Below are 24,918 nucleotides of genomic sequence, written 5' to 3'. Positions count from 1 at the left end.
CGGTTCGCGCACGTATAATCGGCGCGTTCGCGCTGTTCGTGTCAACCTAACCTGATAAAGGAACCTTAATGAACAAACAGGAACTGATCGACGCCGTCGCCGCCCAAACGGGCGCCAGCAAGGCTCAAACCGGCGAAACGCTGGACACGCTGCTCGAAGTCATCAAGAAGGCCGTGTCGAAGGGTGATGCGGTTCAGCTGATCGGCTTCGGCAGCTTCGGTTCGGGCAAGCGCGCAGCACGTACGGGCCGCAACCCGAAGACCGGCGAGACCATCAAGATCCCGGCAGCCAAGACGGTCAAGTTCACGGCTGGCAAGGCGTTCAAGGACGCCGTCAACAAGCGTTAAACCAGCGCCTGTTCCAAGAAAAACCCGCCTTTCGGCGGGTTTTTTGTTGGGCGCGCGCAGCATTTTCGCCACAGTCCGCCGCCCTCTTGCAAGATTTAACGGTTGTTTTTACAACGCGTTACGCGTGCACGATCTGAGTGTCGCCGTGATCGTCGTCGTCGTGCGAATCGACATCCCACGCCGGGAACGGATCGTCGAACGCGTGCCATCCCGCCGCGCCGAGCGCGAATTCCGCATCGGTCAGCAGGCACGCGTCGAGCTTCGCGCGCCATGCATCCGCGTCGAGCGCGATGCCGATCAGCACGAGTTCCTGCCGGCGATCGCCCACTGCGCGATCGTCGAGATCGCCGTGCCATTCGGCGCGGATTTCACCGAGCAGTTCGTCGTCATCCGGCCATTCCGCGCGATCCTGCGCAGCCCACCAGAGACCCGCCGGGCCATGCCGGCATACGCCGCCCGCCTGCGACAGCGAGGCCGCGATGTCGTTGCGCGTCGCGAGCCAGAAGAAGCCCTTGCTGCGCAGCACGCCCGGCCACTCCTGATGCAGCAGCGCCCAGAGTCGTGCCGGATGAAACGGCCGGCGCGCGCGGTAAACAAAATTGCCGATTCCGAATTCGTCGGCTTCACCGTGCACGTGCGCATGATGTTCGTCGTGGCAGTCCGGGTCGTCGCAATGCGTGTGATCGTGATCGAGCGAGGCGAGCCAGCCCGGCGCGTTCGCGGCTTCGTCGAAATCGAAGCGGCCCGTGTTCAGCACTTCGTCGAGCGGCACGTTGCCGAACGTCGACACGACCTGGTGCGCGCGCGGGTTGAGTCGCGCGAGGATGTGCTGCAGGCGTGCGAGTTCGTCGGCGCCGACGAGGTCGGCCTTGTTGATCACCAGCACGTCGCAGAATTCGATCTGCTCGATCAGCAGCTCGACGAGCGTGCGGTCGTCCTCTTCCGAAGCGGCGATGCCGCGCGTCGCGAGCGCGTCGTCCGAGCCGTAGTCGCGCAGGAAGTTGTACGCGTCGACCACGGTGACGAGCGTGTCGAGCCGCGCGATTTTCGACAGCGACGTGCCGTCGTCGTCGACGAACGTGAAGGTTTCGGCGATCGGCATCGGCTCCGCGATACCGGTCGACTCGATCATGATTGCATCGAAGCGGCCTTCGGACGCGAGCGTGCGGATCTCGACGAGCAGGTCGTCGCGCAGCGTGCAGCAGATGCAGCCGTTCGACATTTCCACGAGGCGTTCCTCGACGTGCGACAGCGCCTGTGCGTCACGCACGAGCGAGGCGTCGATGTTGACCGCCGCGAGATCGTTGACGATCACGGCGACTTTCAGGCCCGCGCGGTTCGCGAGGATATGGTTGAGCAGCGTGGTCTTGCCGGCGCCGAGGAAGCCGGACAGCACGGTGACGGGCAACGGCTGGTTCATTGCCGGATTCATAGCGATATGCACCAACGGAAAAAATTGAGAAAGCGGCCGCGGCGCCCTTCCGGGGCGCGATCGTCCCGCGGACGGGCGAAATTGCGGCGTGAGATCCGCATTGTGCATCAAACGCGCGCCGGCCGGCCGGGACGGCGTCAGGCCGCGCTCGGCCGCAGCGTCATTGCGTGGGCGGCAGCAGCTTCCATTGCGTCAGGATGCCGGCGATCTGACGTGCGTACTTGTCACGCAGTGACGGGGTTTCCGAATGATAGGCACCGACGGCCTGCCACGTGTTGCCGTAGCGGTTCATCTTCTGCTTGAGATGCCACGCGGCGATGTAGACGTTCTTGCACGGCTCCATCAGCGTGTCGCGGCCGATCCCGTAGCGCGACAGCGTCGGCAGGTGGATCGAGTTGATCTGCATCAGGCCGTAGTCGACCGAACCGTTCGTGTTCTTGTTCAGCGCGCCGGGCCGGTTGCGCGACTCCTGCCACGCGATCGCACGCAGGATCAGCGGATTGACCTGCTGATATCTGGCCGCTTCGTCGAAACAGTCCGCGCGAGCATTCGCGCTGGCGAAACTTGCGCCGGCGGAAATCAACGCGATCGAAACGAACCGTCTGTTCATGGTGCGGAATCGATAATAAATTGCGCGAAGGTCGGGAAAACCCGTGCCTGTTATTCGTGCGACGAGAAACGTGCCGCCCGTATCATACCGACAGTCCGTCAGCTTGCGACATACAGGAATACGGCAGCCCGGTTATACCGCATTTCCGTGTCGGTTCATCGTGAAACGGGGGCGATGACCGGGATGCCGAGAATAGCGCCGAATCTTACATATTGCATACGACTCGCTGGATACATGTCGTATGTGAGACAGTCCTCGGATCAATGTGATATTTCGGACATGAAAAACTGCTAATGTCGCCTCTTTAGGACTTGGATCCCAGCACTACCGCCGGAAGTGGCCTGAGCCGGCATCGACCCATTCATCCATGACAAGAAATCGCTTCGTTATGCGGCGTGTCGCCACGACCTTGATCGTCGCCGGCATCATCGTCTCGCAGGCCGCCTACGCTCAGGTCACGCTCAACTTCGTGAACGCGGATATCGACCAGGTCGCCAAGGCGATCGGCGCCGCAACCGGCAAGACCATCATCGTCGACCCCCGCGTGAAGGGGCAGCTCAACCTCGTGGCCGAACGGCCGGTGCCGGAAGACCAGGCACTGAAGACGCTGCAGTCGGCGCTGCGCATGCAGGGCTTCGCGCTCGTGCAGGATCACGGCGTGCTGAAGGTCGTGCCCGAGGCCGACGCGAAGCTGCAGGGCGTGCCGACCTACGTCGGCAATGCGCCGCAGGCGCGCGGCGACCAGGTGATTACGCAGGTGTTCGAGCTGCACAATGAATCTGCGAACAACCTGCTGCCCGTGCTGCGGCCGCTGATCTCGCCGAACAATACGGTCACTGCCTACCCGGCGAACAACACGATCGTCGTGACCGACTACGCGGACAACGTGCGGCGCATCGCGCAGATCATCGCGGGCGTCGACAGCGCCGCGGGCGCGCAGGTGCAGATCGTTCCGCTGCGCAACGCGAACGCGATCGACCTCGCCGCGCAGCTGCAGAAAATGCTCGACCCGGGCGCGATCGGCAACAGCGATGCGACGCTGAAGGTGTCGGTCACGGCCGACCCGCGGACCAACTCGCTGATGCTGCGCGCATCGAGCGCGTCGCGCCTCGCGGCCGCGAAGCGGCTCGTGCAGCAGCTCGACGCGCCGAGCGGGGTGCCCGGCAACATGCACGTCGTCGCGCTGCGCAATGCCGATGCGGTGAAGCTCGCGAAGACGCTGCGCGGAATGCTAGGCAAGGGAAGTGGCAGCGACAGCGGCTCGTCGGCGTCGTCCAACGATGCGAACAGCTTCAACCAGAACGGCGGCTCGTCGTCGAGCGGCAACTTCTCGACCGGCACGTCCGGCACCCCGCCGCTGCCGTCGGGCGGCCTCGGTGGTTCGTCGTCCTCGTCGGGGTACGGCGGTTCGTCGGGCAGCGGCGGCGGCCTCGGCAGCGGCGGCCTGCTCGGCGGCGACAAGGACAAGGGCGACGACAACCAGCCCGGCGGGATGATCCAGGCTGATGCAGCGACCAACTCGCTGATCATCACCGCGTCGGATCCGGTTTACCGGAACCTGCGCTCGGTGATCGACCAGCTTGATGCGCGGCGCGCGCAGGTCTATATCGAGGCGCTGATCGTCGAGCTGAACTCGACGTCGCAGGGCAACCTCGGCATCCAGTGGCAGGTGGCGAGCGGGCAGTTTCTCGGCGGCACGAACCTGAACCCCGGGCTGGGCCTGGGCAACAGCATCATCAACCTGACGGCTGGCGGTGTGACCAACGCCGCCGGCGGAATCACCGGGGGCGGGCTCGCCAACAATCTCGGGGCGCTGAGCCAGGGCCTCAACATCGGCTGGCTGCACAACATGTTCGGCGTGCAGGGGCTCGGTGCACTACTGCAGTATTTCGCAGGCGTGAGCGACGCGAACGTGCTGTCGACACCGAACCTGATCACGCTCGACAACGAGGAAGCGAAGATCGTCGTCGGCCAGAACGTGCCGATCGCGACCGGTTCGTACTCGAACCTGACGAGCGGCAATACGAACAATGCGTTCAATACCTACGATCGCCGCGACGTCGGCCTAACGCTGCACGTGAAGCCGCAGATTACCGAAGGCGGGATCCTCAAGCTGCAGCTCTACACCGAGGATTCGGCGGTTGTCTCGGGTACCACGAGCGCGCAGACCGGCCCGACTTTCACGAAGCGCTCGATCCAGTCGACGATTCTCGCGGACAACGGCGAGATCATCGTGCTCGGCGGCTTGATGCAGGACAACTACCAGGTGTCGAACAGCAAGGTGCCGCTGCTCGGCGACATCCCGTGGATCGGCCAGCTGTTCCGTTCCGAATCGAAGGTACGCGCAAAAACCAACCTGATGGTGTTCCTGCGCCCGGTGATCATCTCCGATCGCAGTACCGCGCAGGAAGTCACGTCGAACCGCTATGACTACATCCAGGGCGTGACGGGCGCGTACAAGTCGGACAACAACGTGATCCGCGACAAGGACGATCCGGTCGTCCCGCCGATGCCGATCGGCCCGAGCCAGGGCGGCACGGCCGCCGGCAACCTGTTCGATCTCGACAAGATGCGTCGCCAGCAGCTGCAGCGCCAGGTGGTGCCGGTTCCGGCGCAGCCGTTGCCGGAGGCAACGCCCGCGCAGCCGCAAGGCGTGCCCCTGCAGGCCGTGCCGCAACAGCCGCTGACCGCCTCGCCGGGAGCCTCGCAGTGAGCGACGTGCTCGCGTCTTCCGCCCACGACGGCGCGCCGGGCGAACGCCAGCCACCGTCGCCGCTCGCTGCGCGGCTATTGCCGTACGGCTTCGCGAAGAGCGGCCAGGTGCTGATCGCGCACCAGCTCGACGACACGCTCGAGGTGTGGATCAGCGAACGCACGAGCGATGCCGCGCTCGCGGAGATCGCGCGCAACTTCGGCTCGATCTCCGTGCATCGCGTGCCGGCCGACGAGCTCGCGCAGGCGATCAACCAGGCGTACTCGCGTCACGACGGCAGCGCGGCGCAGGTGGTCGGCGAGGTCGAAGGCGAAGTCGACCTGTCGCGGCTGATGCAGGACATCCCCGAAGTCGAGGATCTGCTCGAATCGGAAGACGATGCGCCGATCATCCGGATGATCAACGCGCTGCTCACGCAAGCGGCGCGCGAACAGGCGTCGGACATTCACATCGAACCGTTCGAGAACGCGTCGGTCGTGCGCTTTCGCGTCGACGGCACCCTGCGTGATGTCGTGCGGCCGAAGAAGGCGCTGCACGGTGCGCTGATCTCGCGGATCAAGATCATGGCGCAGCTCGACATTGCGGAGAAGCGCCTGCCGCAGGACGGCCGCATCACGCTGCGAGTCGGCGGCCGGCCGGTCGACGTGCGCGTGTCGACGCTGCCGACCGGGCACGGCGAGCGTGCGGTGCTGCGTCTGCTGGAAAAGGATGCGCAGCGGCTGAACCTCGAAGCGCTCGGGATGGGCCGCGACACGCTCGCGCAATTCGACAAGCTGATCGCACGCCCGCACGGCATCGTGCTCGTCACGGGCCCGACCGGTTCGGGCAAGACGACCACGCTGTATGCGTCGATGTCGCGGCTCGAAACCGCGACGACCAACATCATGACCGTCGAGGACCCGATCGAATACGACCTCGGCGGCATCGGCCAGACGCAGGTGAACGAGCGGATCGGGATGACCTTTGCCCGTGCGCTGCGCTCGATCCTGCGCCAGGATCCGGACGTGATCATGATCGGCGAAATCCGCGACCTCGAAACCGCGCAGATCGCGGTGCAGGCGTCGCTGACGGGCCACCTCGTGCTCGCGACGCTGCACACGAACGATGCGGCATCGGCCGTCACGCGCCTGACCGACATGGGCGTCGAGCCCTACCTGCTCGCATCGTCTTTGCTCGGCGTGCTCGCGCAGCGGCTCGTGCGGCAGCTCTGCTCCGTCTGCAAGGAAGAACGCCAGGAAGAAGGCCGCACCGTGTGGCATCCGGTCGGCTGCGACAAGTGCGGGCATTCGGGCTACGCGGGCCGGCGCGGTGTATACGAACTGCTGCTGGTCGACGAGTCGATCCGCGCACTGATCCACCGCAACGCGGCCGACGCGGAGATTCTCGCCGCCGGTCGTGCGGACGGGATGCGCACGCTGCGCGACGACGCCGAGCGCTGGCTCGCGTCCGGCGCAACGTCGCTCGAGGAAGTGTTGCGCGTGACGGGAGGCGCATAGCGCGATGCCGGCATTCCGTTTCGAAGCAATCGATTCGGCGGGACGCGCGCAGAAAGGCGTCATCGATGCCGACAGCGCGCGTGCCGCGCGCGGCCAGCTGCGTACGCAGGGCCTGACGCCGCTCGTCGTCGAGCCGGCCGCCAGCGCGACGCGCGGGGCGCGGTCGCAGCGGCTCGCGTTCGGCCGCAAGCTGTCGCAGCGCGAACAGGCGATCCTGACGCGCCAGCTTGCGAGCCTGCTGATCGCGGGGCTGCCGCTCGACGAGGCGCTCGGCGTGCTGACCGAGCAGGCCGAGCGTGACTACATCCGCGAACTGATGGCCGCGATCCGCGCCGAGGTGCTGGGCGGCCATTCGCTTGCGAATGCGCTGGGCCAGCATCCGCGCGACTTCCCGGAAATCTACCGCGCGCTCGTCGCGGCGGGCGAGCACACCGGCAAGCTCGGCATCGTGCTGTCGCGCCTGGCCGACTATATCGAGCAGAGCAACGCACTGAAGCAGAAGATCCTGCTGGCATTCACGTATCCGGGGATCGTCACGCTGATCGCATTCGGCATCGTCACGTTCCTGCTGAGTTATGTCGTGCCGCAGGTCGTCAACGTGTTCGCGAGCACGAAGCAGCAACTGCCCGTGCTGACGATCGTGATGATGGCGCTGTCGGATTTCGTGCGGCACTGGTGGTGGGCGATCCTGATCGCGGTCGCGCTCGTCGTGTGGTTCGTGAAGGCGACGCTGTCGCGCGACGGGCCACGGCTGCGCTTCGACCGCTGGGTCCTGACCGCGCCGCTCGCGGGCAAGCTCGTGCGCGGCTACAACACGGTGCGGTTCGCGAGCACGCTCGGCATCCTCACCGCGGCGGGCGTGCCGATCCTGCGCGCGTTGCAGGCGGCCGGCGAGACGCTGTCGAACCGCGCGATGCGCGCGAACATCGACGATGCGATCGTGCGCGTGCGCGAAGGCTCCGCGCTGTCGCGCGCGCTGAACAACGTGAAGACGTTTCCGCCGGTGCTCGTGCACCTGATCCGTTCCGGCGAAGCGACGGGCGACGTGACGACGATGCTGGATCGCGCGGCCGAAGGCGAAGCACGCGAGCTCGAGCGTCGCACGATGTTCCTGACGAGCCTGCTCGAGCCGCTGCTGATCCTGGCGATGGGCGGCATCGTGCTCGTGATCGTGCTGGCCGTGATGCTGCCGATCATCGAGCTGAACAACATGGTGCAGTAACGGCCTGACAGTCGGTCAGGCCGCTACCGTTCAGCGCATGTAGATCGCGGGGGACGGCGTGTTCGCCGGCAGCTGGATTTCGGCGCGGGCGCCGTTGCGGTCGACGATGATCGAGCGGGGGCGGACTTCGGCGAGCTTCGCGCCGGGCGTGACGTCCGCGCCGAGCGACACGGCGCGTGGCGGCTCGCCGCCGATGCCGACGATCGCGGCGGCACCGCGGTCGAGCGAGAGAATGCCGAACAGGTGGATGTCCTGCACGGGATTCTTGTCGAGCTGACCGCCGAAGAGCGCCGCGGCGTCCTCGGTGCGGATCGGCAGCCGCGCGGCGGCGGCGGGCAGCGGCGCTTCGCGAGCGGACAGCGTGACGACCCAGTAGGTGGCCGTCGCGCACAAACCCGCGAAGAGGGCTAGGGAAAGGATCCGGATCGAGAGCGCGTTCATGCGCGCTATTGTACGGATGTATGTGAAATTTGCGTTGGGTGAAAGCCCTCGGCAATGCGCGCCTTACAATGCGTGCTCCGCGCCCGCGGGCCCGGAAGGTTGCCGTCAGGCAATCGTCCGGTGCGCCGGGTGCGTCACTCAACCAACGACATTTTTTGGAAAGAGGTAGTCAGTCATGCAAACGTGGATCACTCGCCGCAACGCGGCCGTGCGTCGTCAGCGCGGTTTCACGCTGATCGAGATCATGGTGGTGGTCGCGATCCTCGGGATCCTGGCGGCGCTGATCGTGCCGAAGATCATGAGCCGGCCGGACGAAGCGCGCCGCATCGCCGCGAAGCAGGACATCGGCACGATCATGCAGGCGCTCAAGCTGTACCGTCTCGACAACGGCCGCTATCCGACCCAGGAGCAGGGCCTGAACGCGCTGATCCAGAAGCCGTCCAACGATCCGATCCCGAACAACTGGAAGGACGGCGGCTACCTCGAGCGCCTGCCGAACGATCCGTGGGGCAACGGGTACAAGTACCTGAACCCGGGCGTGCACGGCGAGATCGACGTGTTCAGCTACGGCGCCGACGGCAAGGAAGGCGGCGAAGGCAACGACAGCGACATCGGTTCGTGGCAGTAAGCCGCCGCTGATCGGATCGACGCCTCATTCCCGTTCTTCATGCTCGCCATTCGCACGACCTCCCGCTGCGGCCGCGATTGCCGTGTGCGTCGCGGCGCGGCTTCGTCCGTGCGGGCGAAGCACGGTGCGCGGCGTCTTCGCGCACGCGGCTTCACGCTGCTCGAGATGCTGGTCGTGCTCGTGATTGCGGGGCTGCTCGTGTCGCTCGCGTCGCTGTCGCTCACGCGCAATCCGCGCACCGACCTGCGCGAGGAAGCGCAGCGCATCGCGCTGCTGTTCGAGACCGCCGGCGACGAAGCGCAGGTGCGTGCCCGGCCGATCGCGTGGCAACCGACCGCGCACGGCTTCCGTTTCGACGTGAGCTCGCCCGACGGCTGGCGCACGCTGCGTGACGACCTGTTGCGCCCGCGAGACTGGGACGGTGGCGTCACGGGCGCCGACATCGACTATCCGGGGTCCGACACGCACGCGAGCCGCGTCATGTTCGGCACCGAGAGCATCGACACGCCGGTGCGCGTGACGCTGCATTCGGCCGCCGGCAGCGCGACGATCGTCGGCACCGGCAACGGCCGTTACGAGGTGCAATGACGATGCGTCGTCGCCTGCCCTTCCCCGTTGCTTCATCGCAGCGTCATTCCCCGAGCGGGCTTCCTTCGGGGCGCCCCGGAAGTACTTCATCCGGAGCCCGGCCTGCGGCCGGCCTCGTCGGGGCGCACGCCCCAGGTGGGCTTGCTTCGGCGCGCGGTTTCACGATGATCGAGGTGCTGGTCGCGCTCGCGATCATCGCGGTTGCGCTTGCCGCGTCGATCCGTGCGGTCGGTACGATGGCGACCAACGCCTCCGATCTTCATCGCCGGCTGCTTGCCGGCTGGAGCGCCGACAACGCGCTCGCGCAGATGCGGCTCACGCATGCGTGGCCGGAGATCGGCGAGCAGAGTTTCGACTGCTCGCAAGGCAACGTGCAGCTCGTCTGCACGCAGCGCGTGAGCACCACGCCCAACCCGGTGTTCCGGCGCGTCCGGATTTCGGTGAGCATGCCCGGGCATACCGGTGTGCTCGCGCAGATGGTGACGGTGGTCGCGAATGAAACCAGCCGTCCGCTCTGACGCGCCGATGCGACGCCCGCTCGCCCGCCCCGCCCGCGGCTTCACGCTGATCGAGCTGATGATCGCGATCGCGATCCTCGCAGTGGTCGCGATCCTCGCGTGGCGCGGGCTCGACCAGATCATGCGCGGTCGCGACAAGGTCGCGGCCGCGATGGAAGACGAGCGCGTGTTCGCGCAGATGTTCGACCAGATGCGCATCGACGCGCGGCTCGCCGCGACCGACGACGAGGCCGGCCAGCCGGCGATCGGCGTTGCCGGCAATACGCTGCAGATCGTCCGCGAACTCGAGGTGCCGGGCGTCGCGCCGCGGCTGCAGGTGGTCCGCTACCGGATCGCCGGCGGGCGCGTCGTGCGCTATGCGTCGCCACCGATCGACGACGCGAACCGGCTGCGCAGCACGCTGAAGGACAGCAGCGTCGAAGGCTGGAGCTGGGTCGCGCTGATGGGCGGCGTCGGCGCGATCGACGCGAAGCTGTACGTGCCGCGCGTGGGCTGGACCACCAACCTGCAGACGGCCGACGACGCGCTCGCGCAGAACAACGATGCGCTCAAGGTGCCGCAGATCGGCAACGCGCCGCCCACCCGTGCGGTGACAGGGCTGCAGGTCAGCATCGGTGCGACGTCGCTGCGCGTGCCGGTCACGCGCATCTTCCTCGTCGGGGAATGACGATGCGCGCGCGCCCTCACCGTTCATTGCCTGCCGCCCGTGCTGCCGGTCACGCGCGGGCGCGCGGCCGTCAGCGCGGCGCGGCGATCATCACCGCGCTGCTCGTCGTTGCGCTGTCGGCAATCCTCGTCTCGGGAATGCTGTGGCGCCAGCAGGTGCAGATCCGCCGCATCGAGAACCAGCGCGAGATCGCGCAGGCGCAGTGGGTTGCGCGCGGCGCGCTCGACTGGACGCGGATGATCCTGCGTTCCGAAGGCGATACGGCGCCCGGCATCACGTACCTCGGTGGCATCTGGGGCGTGCCGATCGCGAAAACGAAACTGTCGGATTTCCTCGGCCGAATCGGCGCGCCCAACGACACCGGCGGCGAAGACACCTATATCTCCGGCTCGATCGAGGACGCCCAGGCGAAGTTCAACCTGCGCAACCTCGTGGCGTCGCCGGCGCCCGGCGTGCTGCAGTTGAACGTCACGCAGGTCCAGGCGTTCCAGCGCCTGCTGACGACACTCGGCTACGACGGCGCGTTCGCGAAACGCATCGCGCTGCAGGTGCGCGCGGGCCTGCTGAATTCGGCGACGCGTTTCCAGATGCCGACGCTGCCGGGTGGCGGCACGGCGCCGCCAGTCACCGCGCCGGTGACGACCGATCAGCAGGGTGGCGGCGGCTTTACCGACGATCCGGGCATGACGGGCGGCGATCGCGGGCCCGCGCCGCTGATGATGACGGGTGTCGACAGCCTGCTCGACGTCGATGGCGTGACGCCCGAGATGGTCGCGCGGCTGCGCCCGTTCGTCACCGTGCTGCCGACCACGACCCCCGTGAACATGAACACCGCGCCGGCCGAGGTGATCGCGGCGCTGATGCCGGGGATGAGCGTGTCGTCCGCGCAGGCGCTCGTGTCGCGCCGCGAGACCGTGTTTTTCCGCAACACCGCCGACGTGCAGCTCGCGCTGCGCGGCGCCGGTGCGCCGCCGAACGTGACGCTCGATTCGAGCCTCGTCGACGTCAATTCGAGCTATTTCATCGTGCATGGCCGGATCCAGCACGAACGCGCGGAGGTCGATCGCACTTCGCTCGTGTATCGTGATCCGACCACGCACTCGACACGGGTCGTGCGCATCCGCGACCAGCTATAACGACGCCAATCGGGAGAGGAGCTCTTGTGAGCACGTTGATTGTTTCTTTGCCGCCGCGCGAGCCTGCCGTGCCGTTGCAGGAATGGCAGTGGCCCGAGCTGCCGTTCACGCTCGTCGACAAGGCCGGCCATGTGCAGCGCGCCGGCCGCGCCGCGCTTGCGCTGCTGCCGCGCGCGAATGCGACGGTGCTGATCGTCGCCGCGCGCGACGTGCTGCTGCTGGCCGCGGCCGTGCCGCCGCTCAAGGGTCCGAAGCTGCGTCAGGCGCTGCCCAACATCGTCGAGGATCAACTGATCCAGGATCCGCTCGGCTGTCATATCGCGCTCGATCCGGACGCGCTGCCCGACGGGCGCCGCGTGCTGGCCGTCGTCGATCGCGCGTGGTTCCGCACGATCTGCGAGGCGTTCACGGCGGCCGGCCACCGGCACCTGAGCGCGGTGCCCGCGACCCGCTGCCTGCCGGCGCCGCACGCAAGCGCCGCGCCGGCCGACAGCGAGGTCGATGCCGCCGCGGTTGCCGCGGACGCCGTCGACGCGCCGCCGGCCCGCCCGACGACGGTGGCCGCGGTGCTCGGCCTCGCGGCATCGGTCGAACCGGTGCTCGTCGAGGCCGGCGCGCTGCCGGCGGCGGCCGGTGCGCCGCGCCTCGAACTCGCGGTCGCGCGCGGTGCGCTCGGCGAAGGCTTTGCGGCACCCGCGTCGCGCGCGGCCGGCACGCTGGCTGCGCTCGCGGGCGGCGGCGACGTCGAGCTGTACGAACTCGGCGAACCGGGCGCGGAGCCGCGGCTCGCGTCGGTCGGCCGCACCGACGGCCCGCTGCTGCCGGGTGCCGTGCCGCTGTCGTTCGACGCGTTCGCGCGGCGCGCGCTGACCGAGAAGTTCGACCTGTGCCAGTTCGAATTCGAATCGCAGCCGTGGCGCTTCGACCGCGCGACGGTGAAGCGCCTGCGCGTGCCGCTCGCACTCGCCGCGGTGACGCTCGGCGTGGCGGTGATCGGGATGAACCTGCACTGGTGGAAGCTGTCGCGCGAGCGCGATGCGCTGTCGGCGCAGATCACCGAGACGCTGCTGTCCGCGTTCCCGAAGACGACGACGGTGCTCGATCCGCCCGCGCAGATGCAGCGCCAGCTCGACCAGCTGCGCCTGGCGGCCGGCGAGCTGTCGCCGAACGATTTCCTCGCGCTGTCGAGCGGGCTGTCGCGTTCGATGGGCGCGCTGCCGCTGAACGGCATCGCGTCGCTCGACTATCACGACCGGCGGCTCGACGTCGCCTTCAAGCCGGAGGTCAAGGTCGATCCCGATTTCACGCAGCGCCTCGCGCGTAACGGACTGTCCGGCGAAGTCGACAGCAACACGGGCAAATGGACGATCCGGAGCCGCTCATGAAAACGGAACAACTCAACCAGCTGAACCAGACGCTGGCCCAGTTCTGGGGCGAGCGCTCGCCACGCGAAAAAATGCTGCTCGGCTGGGGCGGCGCCGTGCTGGCGGTCGCGATCGCGTATTCGGTGCTGTGGTCGCCCGCGCAGGAAGGCCGCGCGCGGATCCAGCGCGAACTGCCGACGATGCGCCTCGAGCTTGCACAGATGACCGCGCAGGCGAACGAGGCGAAGTCGCTGACGGTCGCCGCGCAGGGCGTGGCGCCGACCGGCCTCGCACTGAAGGACGCGCTGACCGCGTCGCTGTCCGATCACGGAATGCAGGGTGCGCAGGTACAGATCGTCGGCAACGGCGTGCAGGTCCAGATGAAGAACGTGTCGTTCCCGGCGTGGACGCAGTGGCTCGACGATGCGCGCCGGCAGTTCAAGGTGCAGGTCGGCGAGGCGCATGCAACTGCGCTGAAGGACGACGGCCAGGTCGACCTGACGGCCGTGATGCAACCGTCAACGCAGAAATGACGCAGTGGATGACGCAAGTGGCGGTCGGCCGATGAGGCCGGGGATGAAGCGGCTCGCCACCGCATTGCCGTGGGTACTGGCGGGCGGACTGGCGACGGCGGTGACGCTCGTCGCGCTCGCGCCGGCCGCGTGGATCGCGCCGCAGTTCGCGCGCGCGACCGGCGGGCATGTGAATCTCGTCGATCCGGATGGATCGTTATGGCACGGTTCGGGCACGCTGATGCTCGCGCCGGGGGCCGACCAGAGCGCGGCGACGCTGCTGCCGGGCCGGGTCGAATGGACCACGGGCTTCTGGCCGCTCCTGACCGGGCGCGTGCGGATGCGCATGCGGCAGACCGAAGCGATGCCGGATGCGGTCACGCTCGATGCGACGTGGCGCGGCGCGGTGTTGTCGGCGGGCACGATGGCCGTGCCCGCGTCGCTGGTCGCGGGGCTCGGCACGCCGTTCAACACGCTCGACCTGCAAGGCGACGTGCGGCTCGGCTGGAGCGACTGGCGCCTGATCGGCAACAACGCGTTCGGCCAGCTGACGGTGACGATCGATTCGATGAGTTCGCGCGTCTCGCGCGTGAAGCCGCTCGGTTCGTACCGCGCGGTGTTGCAGGCGAAGGGGGCCGGCGCCGATCTCGACCTGTCGACCACGCAGGGCCCGCTGTTTCTCGACGGCCACGGCAACTTCGGCCCCGCCCAGGGATCGTTCCGCGGCACCGCGCATTCGGCGCCCGAGCAGCAGGCGAACCTCGCGGGGCTCCTGAACCTGCTCGGCCACCCGATCGGGAACAACGAGGTTTCGCTGATCTTCGGCGACGCGCAGCGCTGACGCGCGCGTCGCCCCGCCCTTCCTACTTCTGCGCGAGCGGTGTGGCGACCGATGGTGCGGTGGCCGCCGGCGCGGCCGCACCGGACGCCGGCACGGCTGCCGGCGCCGCCATGTCGCCGTTCTCACGCGCCATCTCCGAGACATTCCAGCCGCCGCCGAGCGCCTTCACGAGCCCGACCGACGACACCATCCGCTGCCCGGCGATCGTCGAGAGTTTCTGCTGCGCGGTGAACGCGGTGGTCTGCGCGGTCAGCACGTTCAGGTAGGCGACCGTGCCGGCCTTGTACTGGTTCGTGACGATCGCGAGCGCGTGCTCGGCGCTGTCGACGGCCTGCCGCTGCACGTCGATTTCCTGCGCGAGGATGCGCTGCGACGCGAGATTGTCCTCGACGTCCTGGAACGCGGTGAGCACCGCGAGGCGGTACGCGGCGACGTCCTGGTCGTAGGTCGCACGCGCGGCGTCGGTCTGCGCGGCGCGCAACCCTGCGTCGAACAGCGTGGCCGCGAGCTGCGGGCCGACCGTCCAGAAACGCGCCGGCAGCGTGAACAGCTGCGACCACACAGAGCTCTGGAAGCCGCCGGTGGCAGACAGCGTGAGGGTTGGGAAGAACGCGGCGATCGCGACGCCGATCTGCTCGTTTGCGGATGCCGCGCGCCGTTCGGCCGCCGCGATGTCGGGCCGGCGTTCGAGGATTGCGGACGGCACGTCGACCGGCGTGATCGGCGGCTCGGCGGCGAGGGGATTCGGCGGCAGCGAGAAGGTCGATGCCGGTTCGCCGATCAACGTCGCGATCGCATGCTCGTACTGCGCGCGTGCGACGCCATTGTCGATCGCGGACGCCTGCGCGCTCTGCAGTTGCGTCTGCGCCTGGATCACGTCCGCGCGCGCGGCGACGCCCTGCGCGTACTGGTTCTGCGTGAGCGTCAGCGACTGCTGGTACGACTTCACGGTGTCGTCGAGCAGCTTCTGCAGCGCATCGGACGTGCGCAGCTGGAAATAGGTTTGCGCGAGCAGCGCCTGCTGCGACAGCCGCGCGTTCGCGAGATCGGCCGCGGCGGCCGCTTCGCCGGCGCGCTGCGCGCTGACGGTCCGGCTCACCTTGCCCCACAGGTCGGGTTCCCACGACGCGTCGAGGCCGATGTTGTAGTTCGTGTTGATCGGGCCGCTATTGATGCCGCTGCTGGCGGCCGCCGACGACACCGCGGAGCGCGAGCGCGTGGCCGAACCCGTGAAGCCGACAGTCGGGAAATATGCGGCACGTGCCTCGGTGACGAGCGCACGTGCCTGCCGGTATGCGGCCGCCGATTGCGCGATGGTCTGGTTCGAGGCGTTGAGCTTGCCGATCAGCGCATCGAGCTGCGGATCGTTGTAGACCGTCCACCACGGGCCGCGGTCGGTGCGGTCGGCGGGTTGCGCGACCTTCCAGCCGGCCGGCGCTTCCTTGTACGCGGCGGGGATCGACGTGTCGGGCCGATGATAGTCGGGCCCGACGGCGCAGCCGGCGAGCAGCACGGCCGTCGCGACGGCGACGGCGGCGCTCAGCGGGCGAAGGGCGCGCGGGAGGGAGGCGTACGGCATGGTGATTTTCCTGTCTGGGCGCGAGGTCCGGCGAGCGGCGTCGCGCGATGCGGTCGTCGTGCCGCTGGCGGACAAATGGTAACTGACGGCGGGGAAGCTGCGCAGCCCCAAGGGTACGGTGCGCGGCGACAGGAATGTGTTACCGGCGCGAGCGGCCGGTTTACCGGCCATTACGGCTCGCTGGCGGGAAGGTGGGCGTGCGACGCCGGCCGTGCGGGGCGCGGCCGGCGCGCTTGGTCGGGACAGTCAGGAAGGCGGGGAAAGCTGGGAAAGCGCGCCGTCAGTGGCAGCGCGCGGGCAGCGGGAGCGGTTCGGCGGCGGACCGCCATGTCGACGGCTCCGTCGCGGCCGGCTGGCCCGTGCGGCGCGCACCGTCTTTCGCGTTGCGCTGCCGGCGATGATCGAACCAGGCGAGCCCGAGTGCCGCGAGCGAGCCACCGGGCACCACCAGCATCGTCACGTACAGCGCGATCTTCCAGCCGCGGTGCGGCCCGGAAAACACATGGTGAGCGGTATCGGTCAGGTTGCGGCGCAGCGCGCCGGCGGCATTTTTCAGGAACAGCATCGCGAACATCCTCGGGTGCCCGGCAGCGCGGGCGAATCGGTCAGAACATCGTCTCCGGCAGTGCAACATGCACGTCGTAACTGGTAGTCTCAAATAATATTGACTAAGCAATCAATTTTCAAGATACTGGGCGCGTTTAAATCCGAAACGCACTATTGCTGTGTGCGCAATCGCATGACCGGCGGCCTCTACGATCCCGAGAACATCGCGCTGGAAACGAGCCTCGGCTATTACCTGTCGAAGGCGAAGCAGGCGCTCGTCGAGCGGATGGACCGCGCGCTCGAGCCGCTCGACCTCACAGCACAGCAGGTCGGCGTGATCCTGCTGCTGTCGCGCGGTTATGCGCGAACGCCGTTCGAGCTGTCGCGCAAGATGTCGTACGACAGCGGGTCGATGACCCGGATGCTCGACCGGCTCGAACGCAAAGGGCTGATTGCCCGCTCGCGCAGCGAGCAGGACCGCCGGATGATCGAGCTGACGCTGACCGAGCGCGGCGCCGAAGCCGCCCGCGCGCTGCCGTCGCTGATCGCGACCGCGCTCAACGCGCAGCTCGACGGTTTCTCGGCCGACGAGCTTGCGACGCTCATCGGCCTGCTGCAGCGCTTCATCGCCAACGGGCCCGGCACGACCGGTTGCCCGAAACCCGACGACGAAGCGGACTGCTGATATGCGCGGAGGCCCCATGTCTAGGTTAAGCATTCGCTTATTTATCTGTCTGGGCAGAAGATGACAGGGCACGCGCTCCCCTTTTCCCTTTATCCATTCCACCCGGCCGGGCTGCGCTGCGGCGCACACCCGTGCGTTGTGCCGGCGCGTCTCGCGCGCCGCGTCTAGGAGATTCCGATGTCCGCCACCACGGCATCCGCCGCCTCCCCCGCCGCTCAACCCGCGCCGCTCACCGGCGGCGCACTCGCGCTGCTCACTGTCGGGCTTGCGCTCGGCACCTTCATGGAAGTGCTCGACACGTCGATCGCGAACGTCGCGGTGCCGACCATCTCGGGCAGCCTCGGCGTCGCGACGAGCGAAGGCACCTGGGTGATCTCGTCGTACTCGGTCGCGTCCGCGATCGCGGTGCCGCTCACCGGCTGGCTCGCGCGGCGGGTCGGCGAGGTGCGCCTGTTCACGCTGTCGGTGCTTGCGTTCACGGTCGCGTCGGCGCTGTGCGGCCTCGCGACCAACTTCGAGACGCTGATCGCATTCCGGCTGCTGCAGGGCCTCGTGTCGGGGCCGATGGTGCCGCTGTCGCAGACGATCCTGATGCGCAGCTACCCGCCCGCGAAGCGCGGGCTCGCGCTCGGGCTATGGGCGATGACGGTGATCGTCGCGCCCATCTTCGGCCCGCTGCTGGGCGGCTGGATCAGCGACAACTACACGTGGCCGTGGATCTTCTACATCAACCTGCCGATCGGGATATTTTCGGCAGTCTGCGCGTATTTCCTGCTGCGCGGCCGCGAAACGAAGACGTCGAAGCAGCGGATCGACGCGATCGGCCTCGCGCTGCTCGTGATCGGCGTGTCGTGCCTGCAGATGATGCTCGACCTCGGCAAGGACCGCGACTGGTTCAATTCGTCGTTCATCGTCGCGCTCGCGCTGATCGCGGTTGTGTCGCTCGCGTTCATGCTCGTGTGGGAGGCGACCGAGAAGGAGCCGGTGGTCGACCTGTCGCTCTTCAAGGACCGCAACTTCGCGCTCGGCGCGATGATCATCTCGTTCGGCTTCATGGCGTTCTTCGGCTCGGTCGTGATCTTCCCGCTGTGGCTGCAGACGGTGATGGGCTACACGGCGGGCAGGGCCGGCCTCGCGACCGCGCCGGTCGGGCTGCTCGCGCTCGTGCTGTCACCGCTGATCGGCCGCAACATGCACCGGCTCGACCTGCGGATGGTCGCGAGCTTCGCGTTCATCGTGTTCGCCGGCGTGTCGATCTGGAACTCGACGTTTACGCTCGACGTGCCGTTCAACCATGTGATCCTGCCGCGTCTCGTGCAGGGGATCGGCGTGGCGTGCTTCTTCGTGCCGATGACGACGATCACGCTGTCGAGCATCCCCGACGAGCGGCTCGCGAGCGCGTCGGGGCTGTCGAACTTCCTGCGCACGCTGTCGGGCGCGATCGGCACCGCGGCCAGCTCGACCTTCTGGGAGAACGACGCGATCTACCACCACGCGCGGCTGTCGGAATCGGTGAGCGTGTATGCGCAGAGCACGACCGACTACCAGGGCGCGTTGTCGCAGCTCGGCATCGTCGGCCAGACGGCCAACGCGCAGCTCAACCAGCTCGTCACGCAGCAGGGCTTCATGATGGCGACCAACGACTTCTTCCTGCTGTCGGCGTTCATGTTCGGCGCGCTCGCGGCGCTCGTGTGGATCACGAAGCCGAGGAAGGGGGCGGGGCCGGCGATGGGGCACTGAAATCGGCAGGACTGTGGGCTGGCACACTCGGTGGAGGGGCTGGCCTTGCTTGCTTTTCTCAATTGAACTAAGCTAACAAAATATTTGAACTTAGTTCAATTGGAGAATGCGATGCATACCTACAACATGCACGACGCAAAGACGAACCTGTCGCGTTTGATCGATGAAGCCGTTCATGCCGGCGAACCGTTCGTGATCGCGAAAGCGGGCAAGCCGCTCGTCAAGGTGGTTCCGATCGATACGCCGGATCCTGTCCGGCCGAGCCGGATCGGCTTCATGAAGGGGCAGATCCGTGTTCCGGACGATTTCGACACGATGGGGAGCGACGAAATCGGCAAGCTGTTCGAGGGTGACGCATGAAGTTGCTGCTCGACACACACCTGCTTCTTTGGGCGGCAGCCGGTGCGGCCGAGCTGCCCGCCCGCGCCAGTGCGCTCATCGAGGATCCCGCCTGCACCCCGCTTTTCAGCGTTGCGAGCCTGTGGGAGATCGTCATCAAGCGCGGACTGGATCGCGACGATTTCCAGGTGGACCCAAACGTGCTTCGCCGCAATCTCCTCGATGTCGGCTATGTGGAATTGCCGATCACGAGCGCGCACGCACTTGCGGTCGAACAACTGCCGTCGATCCATCGCGATCCGTTTGACCGTCTCCTGGTCGCGCAGGCGATCTCGGAAGGCATTACGCTGCTCACGCACGACCATACCGTCGCCCGCTATCCGGGGCCGATCAAGCACGTCTGATTGCACCGGGCATCGCCCAGGCGTCACTCCCTCGCCCGCAACCCGCCGAACGCCAGGTCGTCGCCGGGCGCGATCGGCAGCGTCGCCCGCGCGACGTCGAGCCACGCGCGCGCCGCATGCGACAGATACCCCTTCTTCAGCCAGCCGAGCGCGATCGCCCACGTGATTTCCGGCTCGACGATCGGCCGGCACGTGAACTGGCCCGCGTCGAGCCGCCGGCAATACGGCTCCGGCAGCAGCGCGATGCCGACCCCCGCATGTACGAGCGCGGCCATGAAATCCCAGTGGCCGCTGCGGCTCACGATCGACGGCGTGAAGCCGACCTGCCGGCACGCGTCCAGCACCGCGTCGTGTAGCGCGAGGCTTTCCGCGTAGAACACGAACGACTCGCGCGCGAGATCCGCGAGCGGCACGGCCGCGTGATCCTCCCAGCGCGACTCGCGCGGCGCGACGAGCCACAACGGCGCGCGCACCATCGGTAGCCGCTCGAAGGTGCCGGGATCGACCGGCTCCAGCAGCCCGCCGAGTTCCAGCTCACCCGAGGTCAGCGCGGCCTCGATCATCCGTGCGCCCTGCTCGAACAGCTTCAGCTCGATGTTCGGGTAGCGCTGCTTGTACGCGGCGATGATCGGCGTGAACAGCGAGCCGCCGAGCGGCGGGATGCCGATCGTCAGCTCGCCGCGCCCGAGCGTGCCGAGATCGTTCAGCTCCGACTGCAGCTGCGCCTGCGCGGCGAGCACGTCCTGGCCGCGCTGAAACACGATCCGCCCCGCGTCGGTCAGCACCATCTGCCGGCCGTCGCGCAGCAGCAGCGGCGAACCGATCTCGTCCTCGAGCGCCTTCACCATCTTGCTGATGGTCGGCTGGGTCACGAACAGCTTGTCGGCGGCCGCCGTGAAGCTCTGCTGGCGAACCACCTCGACGAAGTACCGCAACGCGCGCAATTCCATCGATGACTCCCCAAGTTGGTGCAGCAATCAAAATGAATTCCGAATTGGAATGACAAGGATAGAGACAAGTCATTTTATTTATGGTTAGGGGAAACCCTATACTCACACCATCGACGCAATATCCGTATGGAGCCCGCCATGACCAAGCCGACCGCCGCACTCGCCGACCGCCCCGCCGCTTCGGGCAGCCTCGCGCACACGGGCCGGATCGTGCTGCAGGCCGCCGCGCTCGGCGTGCTGTGGATGGCCGTTGACTGGGTCGTGCGCAAGGTCGGGCTGCCGATTCCGTCCGGCGTGATCGGCCTCGCGGTACTCCTCGTGCTGTTGTTCTCCGGCCGTGTCGCGCCCGCGTGGGTGAAGGACGGCGCGAACTGGCTGCTGTCCGACATGCTGCTGTTCTTCGTACCGGCCGCCGTCGCGGCCGTGCAGTACGGCGGGCTGTTCCGCGAGGACGGCTGGCGCATCGCGCTGGTGATGCTCGCCGGCACCGCGTTCGTGATGGTCGCGGTGGCCGTCGCGGTCGACCTCGCCGCGAAGCTCGAGCGCCGGCTCGCCGCGCAGCGCGTGTTCGCCGAACGCCGCCGCGCGCGCCTCGCCACCGTGTCCGCCCACTGAGCCGGAGCCTGCGATGTTTCCGTTGCTGTCGAGCCTGTCCGCCGACCAGGTGAATACCGCGATCTCCGTCGGCTGCTTCGTGCTGACGGTCGCGCTGTATTTCGCGTCGAAGCGGCTCTACGCGTACAAGAAGACGCTGCTGTTCTCGCCGCTCGTGTTCGTGCCGGGCGTACTGGTGCTGCTCGTGCTGCTGACCGGCACCCCGTATTCGGTCTACTTCCGCGACACGCGCTGGCTGATGTGGCTGCTCGGCCCGGCGACGATCGCGTTCGCGGTGCCGATTTACGACTATCGCGACCTGATCCGCCGCCACTGGCTGTCGCTGTCGGTCGGCGTCGCGGTCGGGATCGGCGCGGGCGTGTGCGGCTCGCTGCTGCTCGCGAAGCTGCTGCACCTGTCTCCCGAGCTCCAGCGCTCGCTGATGACGCGCTCGGTATCGACCCCGTTCGCGCTCGCCGTATCCGACAAGATCCATGCGCCGAAGGACCTCACCGCGCTCTTCGTGATCGCGACCGGCATCTGCGGGATGCTGCTCGGCGAGATCGTGCTCGCGCTGGTGCCGATGCGCACGCGGCTCGCGCGCGGCGCGCTGTTCGGCGCGGCCGCCCACGGCGTGGGCACCGCGAAGGCGCGCGAGATCGGCAGCGAGGAAGGCGTCGTGTCGAGCCTCACGATGATGATCGCGGGCGTTGCGATGGTGCTGATCGCGCCGCTGCTGTCGTTGTTGCCGATCTGACGATGTTCGGGCGGGCGCCACGGCCCGCCCTCCCCACCGCGCCTCGCCTTTCCCGCCTGACGGAGCGCCGGCTTGCCGCCCCCGCCCCGGCCCCGGTTGCTTTCCCCCGCCGTTCCTACCCTGCATCGAGCCGACGCCCGGCCGACAATCGGCTGAGATAGCCGCAAATCCCCCCTCTTTTCCGCCCATCGGGCCCGGCCCGGATGCCGAACAATGCATGCTACGAGACATCACGCACGCATTCACATGGCCACGACCGCAAACCCGACCGCCGACAAGCCGGCTTCGTCCGGCAAGTTCAAGCGCATCGCACTCATCGCCGTCATCGCGCTGGGTGCGGCCGCCGCCGCCGCCGGCGGCATGTACGTGTTCCTGAGCAAGGAAGGCGTCGGCCATGCGAGCGCGCCCGCCGAGCCGGCGCCGCTCGCCGCGCCGGTGTTCTTCCCGCTCGACCCGCTGACCGTGAACCTGCAGTCCGACGACGGCGCGCAGCACTACCTGCGCGTCGGCCTGTCGCTGAAGCTCACCGACGCGAAGGCGCAGGAGCAACTGACCGCGCGGATGCCGGAGATCCGCAGCCGGATCCTGCTCGCGCTGTCGAACAAGCATCCCGAGGATCTCGCGACGCCGGACGGCAAACGTTCGCTCGCGAAGGAACTGCGGGAGCTGATCGAGCAGCCGACGCAGCCGGGCAACCAGCGCGCGAAGGTCGACGACGTGTTGTTCACCGAGTTCGTCGTCCAGTAACGCGGCCGCGAAAGGAGCGCGTATGGGCCACCAGGAGTTCATGTCCCAGGAGGAGGTCGATGCCCTCCTCAAGGGCGTCACCGGCGAAACCGATGCAGTCGACGAGCAGCGCGACACATCGGGCGTCCGTCCCTACAACATCGCGACGCAGGAGCGGATCGTCCGCGGCCGGATGCCCGGCCTCGAGATCATCAACGACCGCTTTGCGCGCCTCTTGCGGATCGGCATCTTCAACTTCATGCGGCGCACGGCGGAAATCTCCGTCAGCCAGGTGAAGGTGCAGAAGTACAGCGAGTTCACCCGCAACCTGCCGATCCCGACGAACCTGAACCTGGTGCACGTGAAGCCGCTGCGCGGCACGTCGCTGTTCGTGTTCGACCCGAACCTCGTGTTCTTCGTCGTCGACAACCTGTTCGGCGGCGACGGGCGCTTTCACACGCGCGTCGAGGGCCGCGACTTCACGGCCACCGAGCAGCGGATCATCGGCAAGCTGCTGAACCTCGTGTTCGAGCACTACACGACCGCCTGGAAGAGCGTGCGGCCGCTGCAGTTCGAATTCGTGCGCTCGGAGATGCACACGCAGTTCGCGAACGTCGCGACGCCGAACGAGATCGTCATCGTCACGCAGTTCTCGATCGAGTTCGGGCCGACGGGCGGCACGCTGCACATCTGCATGCCGTATTCGATGGTCGAGCCGATCCGCGACGTGCTCGCGTCGCCGATCCAGGGCGAGGCGCTCGAAGTCGACCGCCGCTGGGTGCGCGTGCTGTCGCAGCAGGTGCAGGCCGCCGAGGTCGAGCTGACCGCGAATCTCGCCGAGATCTCGTCGAACTTCGAGAAGATCCTGAACCTGCGCGCGGGCGACGTGCTGCCGCTGGAGATTGACGACACGATCACCGCGAAGGTCGACGGCGTGCCGGTGATGGAATGCGGCTACGGAATTTTCAATGGTCAATATGCGTTGCGCGTGCAGAAGATGATCAGCGCGGGCGATTCGATGAAGGAAGGTGGATATGAGTGAGCTGAACCAGACGCCCGAGGACGACGCACAAGCGATGGCCGACGCGGCCCTCGCGGCATCGGCTGCCGCCGCGCAGGCGGCACCGGCCGCGGCGGAAGAAGATCCGGGCATGGACGACTGGGCGGCCGCGCTCGCCGAGCAGAACGAGCAGCCGGTGCAGCCGGGCGCGACGGGCGCCGGCGTGTTCCAGCCGCTGTCGAAGGCCGCGGCGAGCTCGACGCACAACGACATCGAGATGATTCTCGACATCCCGGTCAAGATGACCGTGGAACTCGGCCGCACGAAGATCGCGATCCGCAACCTGCTGCAGCTCGCGCAGGGTTCGGTGGTCGAGCTGGACGGCATGGCCGGCGAGCCGATGGACGTGCTCGTGAACGGCTGCCTGATCGCGCAGGGCGAGGTCGTGGTCGTCAACGACAAGTTCGGCATCCGCCTGACCGACATCATCACACCGGCCGAACGCATCCGGAAGCTGAATCGATGAGTTTCGCGACGCCCGGCCGCCGTGCGATCGCGGCGGCGCTTGCCGTCGCCGCGTCGCTCGCGTGCGCGCCGGCCTTCGCCGCCGACATGAACGCGGTGAACAACGCCGGGGCGATCGCGTCGAGCGTGACGGTCGGCTCGGCCGCGCCGTCGCTCGGCATCGGCGCGGTGCTGCAGACACTCGTCGGGCTCGCGGTCGTGATCGGTCTCGTGTTCGCGTGCGCGTGGCTCGCGCGCCGCTTCGGCTTCCAGCACGTGCGCCGCGGCGGCCCGCTGACGGTCGTGTCGAGCGTCGCGGTCGGCGCCAAGGAAAGCGCGACGATCGTCGAGATCGGCGACACCTGGCTCGTGCTCGGCGTCGCGCCGGGCAACGTGCGATTGCTGCATACGCTGCCGGCCGGTTCGGCAGCGGCTACCGCGACGACAGCCTCGGCCGGTGCACCCGCCGGCGCCGCGCCCTCCGAAGGCGGCCTGCCCGGCACGTTCGGCTCGCGGTTTCGCGACGCGCTCGCGGGCGAAGCCGCGAAGCGCCTCGGTCGCGGCAAGGACCGCTGACAT

General features: G+C 67.6%; 28 protein-coding genes. 22 read left to right on the top strand and 6 right to left on the bottom strand.

Annotated features, from left to right (window positions below):
• Positions 1–68: 68 nt before the first annotated feature.
• Entirely contained in the window at positions 69–347 is a 279-nt protein-coding gene (locus tag ACPTTF_RS00355; RefSeq protein ID WP_006401505.1) for an HU family DNA-binding protein, read from the top strand.
• Between the two features lie 118 nt (positions 348–465).
• On the opposite strand, the gene ACPTTF_RS00350 is transcribed toward ACPTTF_RS00355, so the two are convergent.
• Together ACPTTF_RS00350 and ACPTTF_RS00345 are read right to left on the bottom strand one after the other, a co-directional pair.
• Positions 466–1,779, bottom strand: coding sequence for a GTP-binding protein (locus ACPTTF_RS00350; RefSeq protein WP_423369965.1), 1,314 nt, complete (start codon positions 1,777–1,779; stop codon positions 466–468).
• Between the two features lie 160 nt (positions 1,780–1,939).
• Entirely contained in the window at positions 1,940–2,389 is a 450-nt protein-coding gene (locus ACPTTF_RS00345; protein WP_423369964.1) for a lytic transglycosylase domain-containing protein, read from the bottom strand.
• 367 nt (positions 2,390–2,756) lie between these two features.
• On the opposite strand from ACPTTF_RS00345, the gene gspD reads away from it, so the two are divergent.
• The 3 genes from gspD to gspF are packed head-to-tail and all read left to right on the top strand — an operon-like array spanning position 2,757 to position 7,820.
• Positions 2,757–5,102: a type II secretion system secretin GspD gene (gene gspD, locus ACPTTF_RS00340; protein WP_423369963.1), complete on the top strand. Its 2,346-nt coding sequence runs from the start codon at positions 2,757–2,759 to the stop codon at positions 5,100–5,102.
• Positions 5,099–6,598 (top strand): type II secretion system ATPase GspE, encoded by a 1,500-nt coding sequence (gene gspE, locus ACPTTF_RS00335; RefSeq protein ID WP_423369962.1) that lies wholly within the window; start codon positions 5,099–5,101, stop codon positions 6,596–6,598. The genes gspD and gspE overlap by 4 nt, the downstream gene beginning before the upstream one ends.
• A gap of 4 nt (positions 6,599–6,602) precedes the next feature.
• On the top strand, positions 6,603–7,820 hold the full coding sequence (gspF, locus tag ACPTTF_RS00330; protein ID WP_166963953.1) for a type II secretion system inner membrane protein GspF: 1,218 nt from the start codon (positions 6,603–6,605) through the stop codon (positions 7,818–7,820).
• A 30-nt stretch (positions 7,821–7,850) separates the two neighbouring features.
• Here gspF and ACPTTF_RS00325 read toward each other — a convergent pair whose 3' ends face one another.
• Complete coding sequence (locus ACPTTF_RS00325; RefSeq protein WP_048247967.1) at positions 7,851–8,261, bottom strand: general secretion pathway protein GspC; 411 nt, start codon at positions 8,259–8,261, stop codon at positions 7,851–7,853.
• 175 nt (positions 8,262–8,436) lie between these two features.
• On the opposite strand from ACPTTF_RS00325, the gene gspG reads away from it, so the two are divergent.
• From gspG to ACPTTF_RS00285, 8 genes are read left to right on the top strand one after another with little or no spacing between them, the layout of a single operon-like run.
• Complete coding sequence (gspG, locus tag ACPTTF_RS00320) at positions 8,437–8,889, top strand: type II secretion system major pseudopilin GspG (protein ID WP_423369961.1); 453 nt, start codon at positions 8,437–8,439, stop codon at positions 8,887–8,889.
• 39 nt (positions 8,890–8,928) lie between these two features.
• A complete protein-coding gene (locus ACPTTF_RS00315; RefSeq protein ID WP_423369960.1) occupies positions 8,929–9,477 on the top strand; it encodes a GspH/FimT family pseudopilin in 549 nt (182 codons plus the stop codon).
• A 2-nt stretch (positions 9,478–9,479) separates the two neighbouring features.
• Positions 9,480–9,995, top strand: a complete 516-nt coding sequence (gene gspI, locus ACPTTF_RS00310; RefSeq protein WP_423371831.1) for a type II secretion system minor pseudopilin GspI — start codon at positions 9,480–9,482, stop codon at positions 9,993–9,995.
• Between the two features lie 7 nt (positions 9,996–10,002).
• A complete protein-coding gene (locus ACPTTF_RS00305; RefSeq protein WP_407062446.1) occupies positions 10,003–10,662 on the top strand; it encodes a PulJ/GspJ family protein in 660 nt (219 codons plus the stop codon).
• A gap of 2 nt (positions 10,663–10,664) precedes the next feature.
• A complete protein-coding gene (gene gspK / locus ACPTTF_RS00300; protein ID WP_423369959.1) occupies positions 10,665–11,798 on the top strand; it encodes a type II secretion system minor pseudopilin GspK in 1,134 nt (377 codons plus the stop codon).
• 26 nt (positions 11,799–11,824) lie between these two features.
• Positions 11,825–13,183 carry a type II secretion system protein GspL gene (gene gspL, locus ACPTTF_RS00295; RefSeq protein WP_423369958.1) on the top strand — a complete coding sequence of 453 codons (1,359 nt, stop codon included), beginning with the start codon at positions 11,825–11,827 and terminating at the stop codon, positions 13,181–13,183.
• Complete coding sequence (gene gspM, locus ACPTTF_RS00290) at positions 13,180–13,695, top strand: type II secretion system protein GspM (RefSeq protein WP_423369957.1); 516 nt, start codon at positions 13,180–13,182, stop codon at positions 13,693–13,695. The genes gspL and gspM overlap by 4 nt, the downstream gene beginning before the upstream one ends.
• Before the next feature lie 31 nt (positions 13,696–13,726).
• Positions 13,727–14,515 (top strand): type II secretion system protein N, encoded by a 789-nt coding sequence (locus ACPTTF_RS00285; protein ID WP_423369956.1) that lies wholly within the window; start codon positions 13,727–13,729, stop codon positions 14,513–14,515.
• 22 nt (positions 14,516–14,537) lie between these two features.
• Here ACPTTF_RS00285 and ACPTTF_RS00280 read toward each other — a convergent pair whose 3' ends face one another.
• Both ACPTTF_RS00280 and ACPTTF_RS00275 read right to left on the bottom strand, forming a co-directional pair.
• The gene (locus ACPTTF_RS00280; RefSeq protein ID WP_423369955.1) at positions 14,538–16,094 is read right to left on the bottom strand and encodes an efflux transporter outer membrane subunit; all 1,557 of its coding nucleotides are present in this window, start codon (positions 16,092–16,094) and stop codon (positions 14,538–14,540) included.
• Positions 16,095–16,374: 280 nt separating this feature from the next.
• Entirely contained in the window at positions 16,375–16,659 is a 285-nt protein-coding gene (locus ACPTTF_RS00275; RefSeq protein WP_166963973.1) for a multidrug ABC transporter ATPase, read from the bottom strand.
• Positions 16,660–16,833: 174 nt separating this feature from the next.
• On the opposite strand from ACPTTF_RS00275, the gene ACPTTF_RS00270 reads away from it, so the two are divergent.
• The 4 genes from ACPTTF_RS00270 (at position 16,834) to ACPTTF_RS00255 (ending at position 19,808) form a co-directional block, all read left to right on the top strand.
• Positions 16,834–17,325 carry a MarR family winged helix-turn-helix transcriptional regulator gene (locus ACPTTF_RS00270; RefSeq protein WP_166963974.1) on the top strand — a complete coding sequence of 164 codons (492 nt, stop codon included), beginning with the start codon at positions 16,834–16,836 and terminating at the stop codon, positions 17,323–17,325.
• A gap of 177 nt (positions 17,326–17,502) precedes the next feature.
• Positions 17,503–19,065, top strand: coding sequence for a DHA2 family efflux MFS transporter permease subunit (locus ACPTTF_RS00265; protein ID WP_423369954.1), 1,563 nt, complete (start codon positions 17,503–17,505; stop codon positions 19,063–19,065).
• A 111-nt stretch (positions 19,066–19,176) separates the two neighbouring features.
• Positions 19,177–19,425: a type II toxin-antitoxin system Phd/YefM family antitoxin gene (locus tag ACPTTF_RS00260; RefSeq protein ID WP_027788747.1), complete on the top strand. Its 249-nt coding sequence runs from the start codon at positions 19,177–19,179 to the stop codon at positions 19,423–19,425.
• Positions 19,422–19,808: a type II toxin-antitoxin system VapC family toxin gene (locus ACPTTF_RS00255; RefSeq protein ID WP_122944031.1), complete on the top strand. Its 387-nt coding sequence runs from the start codon at positions 19,422–19,424 to the stop codon at positions 19,806–19,808. The genes ACPTTF_RS00260 and ACPTTF_RS00255 overlap by 4 nt, the downstream gene beginning before the upstream one ends.
• Positions 19,809–19,831: 23 nt before the next feature.
• Here ACPTTF_RS00255 and ACPTTF_RS00250 read toward each other — a convergent pair whose 3' ends face one another.
• Positions 19,832–20,758, bottom strand: coding sequence for a LysR family transcriptional regulator (locus ACPTTF_RS00250; RefSeq protein WP_166963978.1), 927 nt, complete (start codon positions 20,756–20,758; stop codon positions 19,832–19,834).
• A gap of 138 nt (positions 20,759–20,896) precedes the next feature.
• On the opposite strand from ACPTTF_RS00250, the gene ACPTTF_RS00245 reads away from it, so the two are divergent.
• From ACPTTF_RS00245 to fliO, 6 genes are all read left to right on the top strand, one after another.
• Entirely contained in the window at positions 20,897–21,373 is a 477-nt protein-coding gene (locus ACPTTF_RS00245) for a CidA/LrgA family protein (protein WP_166963980.1), read from the top strand.
• Between the two features lie 13 nt (positions 21,374–21,386).
• Complete coding sequence (locus tag ACPTTF_RS00240) at positions 21,387–22,109, top strand: LrgB family protein (protein ID WP_166963981.1); 723 nt, start codon at positions 21,387–21,389, stop codon at positions 22,107–22,109.
• A gap of 246 nt (positions 22,110–22,355) precedes the next feature.
• The gene (gene fliL / locus ACPTTF_RS00235; protein WP_208102196.1) at positions 22,356–22,856 is read left to right on the top strand and encodes a flagellar basal body-associated protein FliL; all 501 of its coding nucleotides are present in this window, start codon (positions 22,356–22,358) and stop codon (positions 22,854–22,856) included.
• A 22-nt stretch (positions 22,857–22,878) separates the two neighbouring features.
• Positions 22,879–23,877 carry a flagellar motor switch protein FliM gene (gene fliM / locus ACPTTF_RS00230; protein WP_166963984.1) on the top strand — a complete coding sequence of 333 codons (999 nt, stop codon included), beginning with the start codon at positions 22,879–22,881 and terminating at the stop codon, positions 23,875–23,877.
• Positions 23,870–24,361, top strand: a complete 492-nt coding sequence (fliN, locus tag ACPTTF_RS00225) for a flagellar motor switch protein FliN (RefSeq protein ID WP_166963986.1) — start codon at positions 23,870–23,872, stop codon at positions 24,359–24,361. Before fliM ends, fliN begins: the two co-directional genes overlap by 8 nt.
• Entirely contained in the window at positions 24,358–24,915 is a 558-nt protein-coding gene (gene fliO / locus ACPTTF_RS00220; protein ID WP_166963987.1) for a flagellar biosynthetic protein FliO, read from the top strand. The genes fliN and fliO overlap by 4 nt, the downstream gene beginning before the upstream one ends.
• Positions 24,916–24,918: the final 3 nt, after the last annotated feature.

This window comes from Burkholderia crassaminum, assembly GCF_964265005.1.
In the GTDB taxonomy this organism is placed as follows: Bacteria; Pseudomonadota; Gammaproteobacteria; order Burkholderiales; family Burkholderiaceae; genus Burkholderia.
The sequence above is the reverse complement of the archived record's forward strand: the minus strand, read 5'-3'. Positions and strand labels throughout refer to the sequence as shown.

Bases quoted from the DNA above. Each gene is read 5' to 3' on its own strand.
- ACPTTF_RS00355 (WP_006401505.1), top strand. From the start codon at position 69: ATGAACAAACAGGAACTGATCGACGCCGTCGCCGCCCAAACGGGCGCC.
- ACPTTF_RS00350 (WP_423369965.1), bottom strand. From the start codon at position 1,779: ATGAATCCGGCAATGAACCAGCCGTTGCCCGTCACCGTGCTGTCCGGC.
- ACPTTF_RS00345 (WP_423369964.1), bottom strand. From the start codon at position 2,389: ATGAACAGACGGTTCGTTTCGATCGCGTTGATTTCCGCCGGCGCAAGT.
- gspD (WP_423369963.1), top strand. From the start codon at position 2,757: ATGACAAGAAATCGCTTCGTTATGCGGCGTGTCGCCACGACCTTGATC.
- gspF (WP_166963953.1), top strand. From the start codon at position 6,603: ATGCCGGCATTCCGTTTCGAAGCAATCGATTCGGCGGGACGCGCGCAG.
- ACPTTF_RS00325 (WP_048247967.1), bottom strand. From the start codon at position 8,261: ATGAACGCGCTCTCGATCCGGATCCTTTCCCTAGCCCTCTTCGCGGGT.
- gspG (WP_423369961.1), top strand. From the start codon at position 8,437: ATGCAAACGTGGATCACTCGCCGCAACGCGGCCGTGCGTCGTCAGCGC.
- ACPTTF_RS00315 (WP_423369960.1), top strand. From the start codon at position 8,929: ATGCTCGCCATTCGCACGACCTCCCGCTGCGGCCGCGATTGCCGTGTG.
- gspI (WP_423371831.1), top strand. From the start codon at position 9,480: ATGCGTCGTCGCCTGCCCTTCCCCGTTGCTTCATCGCAGCGTCATTCC.
- ACPTTF_RS00305 (WP_407062446.1), top strand. From the start codon at position 10,003: ATGCGACGCCCGCTCGCCCGCCCCGCCCGCGGCTTCACGCTGATCGAG.
- gspK (WP_423369959.1), top strand. From the start codon at position 10,665: ATGCGCGCGCGCCCTCACCGTTCATTGCCTGCCGCCCGTGCTGCCGGT.
- gspM (WP_423369957.1), top strand. From the start codon at position 13,180: ATGAAAACGGAACAACTCAACCAGCTGAACCAGACGCTGGCCCAGTTC.
- ACPTTF_RS00285 (WP_423369956.1), top strand. From the start codon at position 13,727: ATGAGGCCGGGGATGAAGCGGCTCGCCACCGCATTGCCGTGGGTACTG.
- ACPTTF_RS00280 (WP_423369955.1), bottom strand. From the start codon at position 16,094: ATGCCGTACGCCTCCCTCCCGCGCGCCCTTCGCCCGCTGAGCGCCGCC.
- ACPTTF_RS00275 (WP_166963973.1), bottom strand. From the start codon at position 16,659: ATGCTGTTCCTGAAAAATGCCGCCGGCGCGCTGCGCCGCAACCTGACC.
- ACPTTF_RS00270 (WP_166963974.1), top strand. From the start codon at position 16,834: ATGACCGGCGGCCTCTACGATCCCGAGAACATCGCGCTGGAAACGAGC.
- ACPTTF_RS00265 (WP_423369954.1), top strand. From the start codon at position 17,503: ATGTCCGCCACCACGGCATCCGCCGCCTCCCCCGCCGCTCAACCCGCG.
- ACPTTF_RS00260 (WP_027788747.1), top strand. From the start codon at position 19,177: ATGCATACCTACAACATGCACGACGCAAAGACGAACCTGTCGCGTTTG.
- ACPTTF_RS00255 (WP_122944031.1), top strand. From the start codon at position 19,422: ATGAAGTTGCTGCTCGACACACACCTGCTTCTTTGGGCGGCAGCCGGT.
- ACPTTF_RS00250 (WP_166963978.1), bottom strand. From the start codon at position 20,758: ATGGAATTGCGCGCGTTGCGGTACTTCGTCGAGGTGGTTCGCCAGCAG.
- ACPTTF_RS00245 (WP_166963980.1), top strand. From the start codon at position 20,897: ATGACCAAGCCGACCGCCGCACTCGCCGACCGCCCCGCCGCTTCGGGC.
- ACPTTF_RS00240 (WP_166963981.1), top strand. From the start codon at position 21,387: ATGTTTCCGTTGCTGTCGAGCCTGTCCGCCGACCAGGTGAATACCGCG.
- fliL (WP_208102196.1), top strand. From the start codon at position 22,356: ATGGCCACGACCGCAAACCCGACCGCCGACAAGCCGGCTTCGTCCGGC.
- fliM (WP_166963984.1), top strand. From the start codon at position 22,879: ATGGGCCACCAGGAGTTCATGTCCCAGGAGGAGGTCGATGCCCTCCTC.
- fliN (WP_166963986.1), top strand. From the start codon at position 23,870: ATGAGTGAGCTGAACCAGACGCCCGAGGACGACGCACAAGCGATGGCC.
- fliO (WP_166963987.1), top strand. From the start codon at position 24,358: ATGAGTTTCGCGACGCCCGGCCGCCGTGCGATCGCGGCGGCGCTTGCC.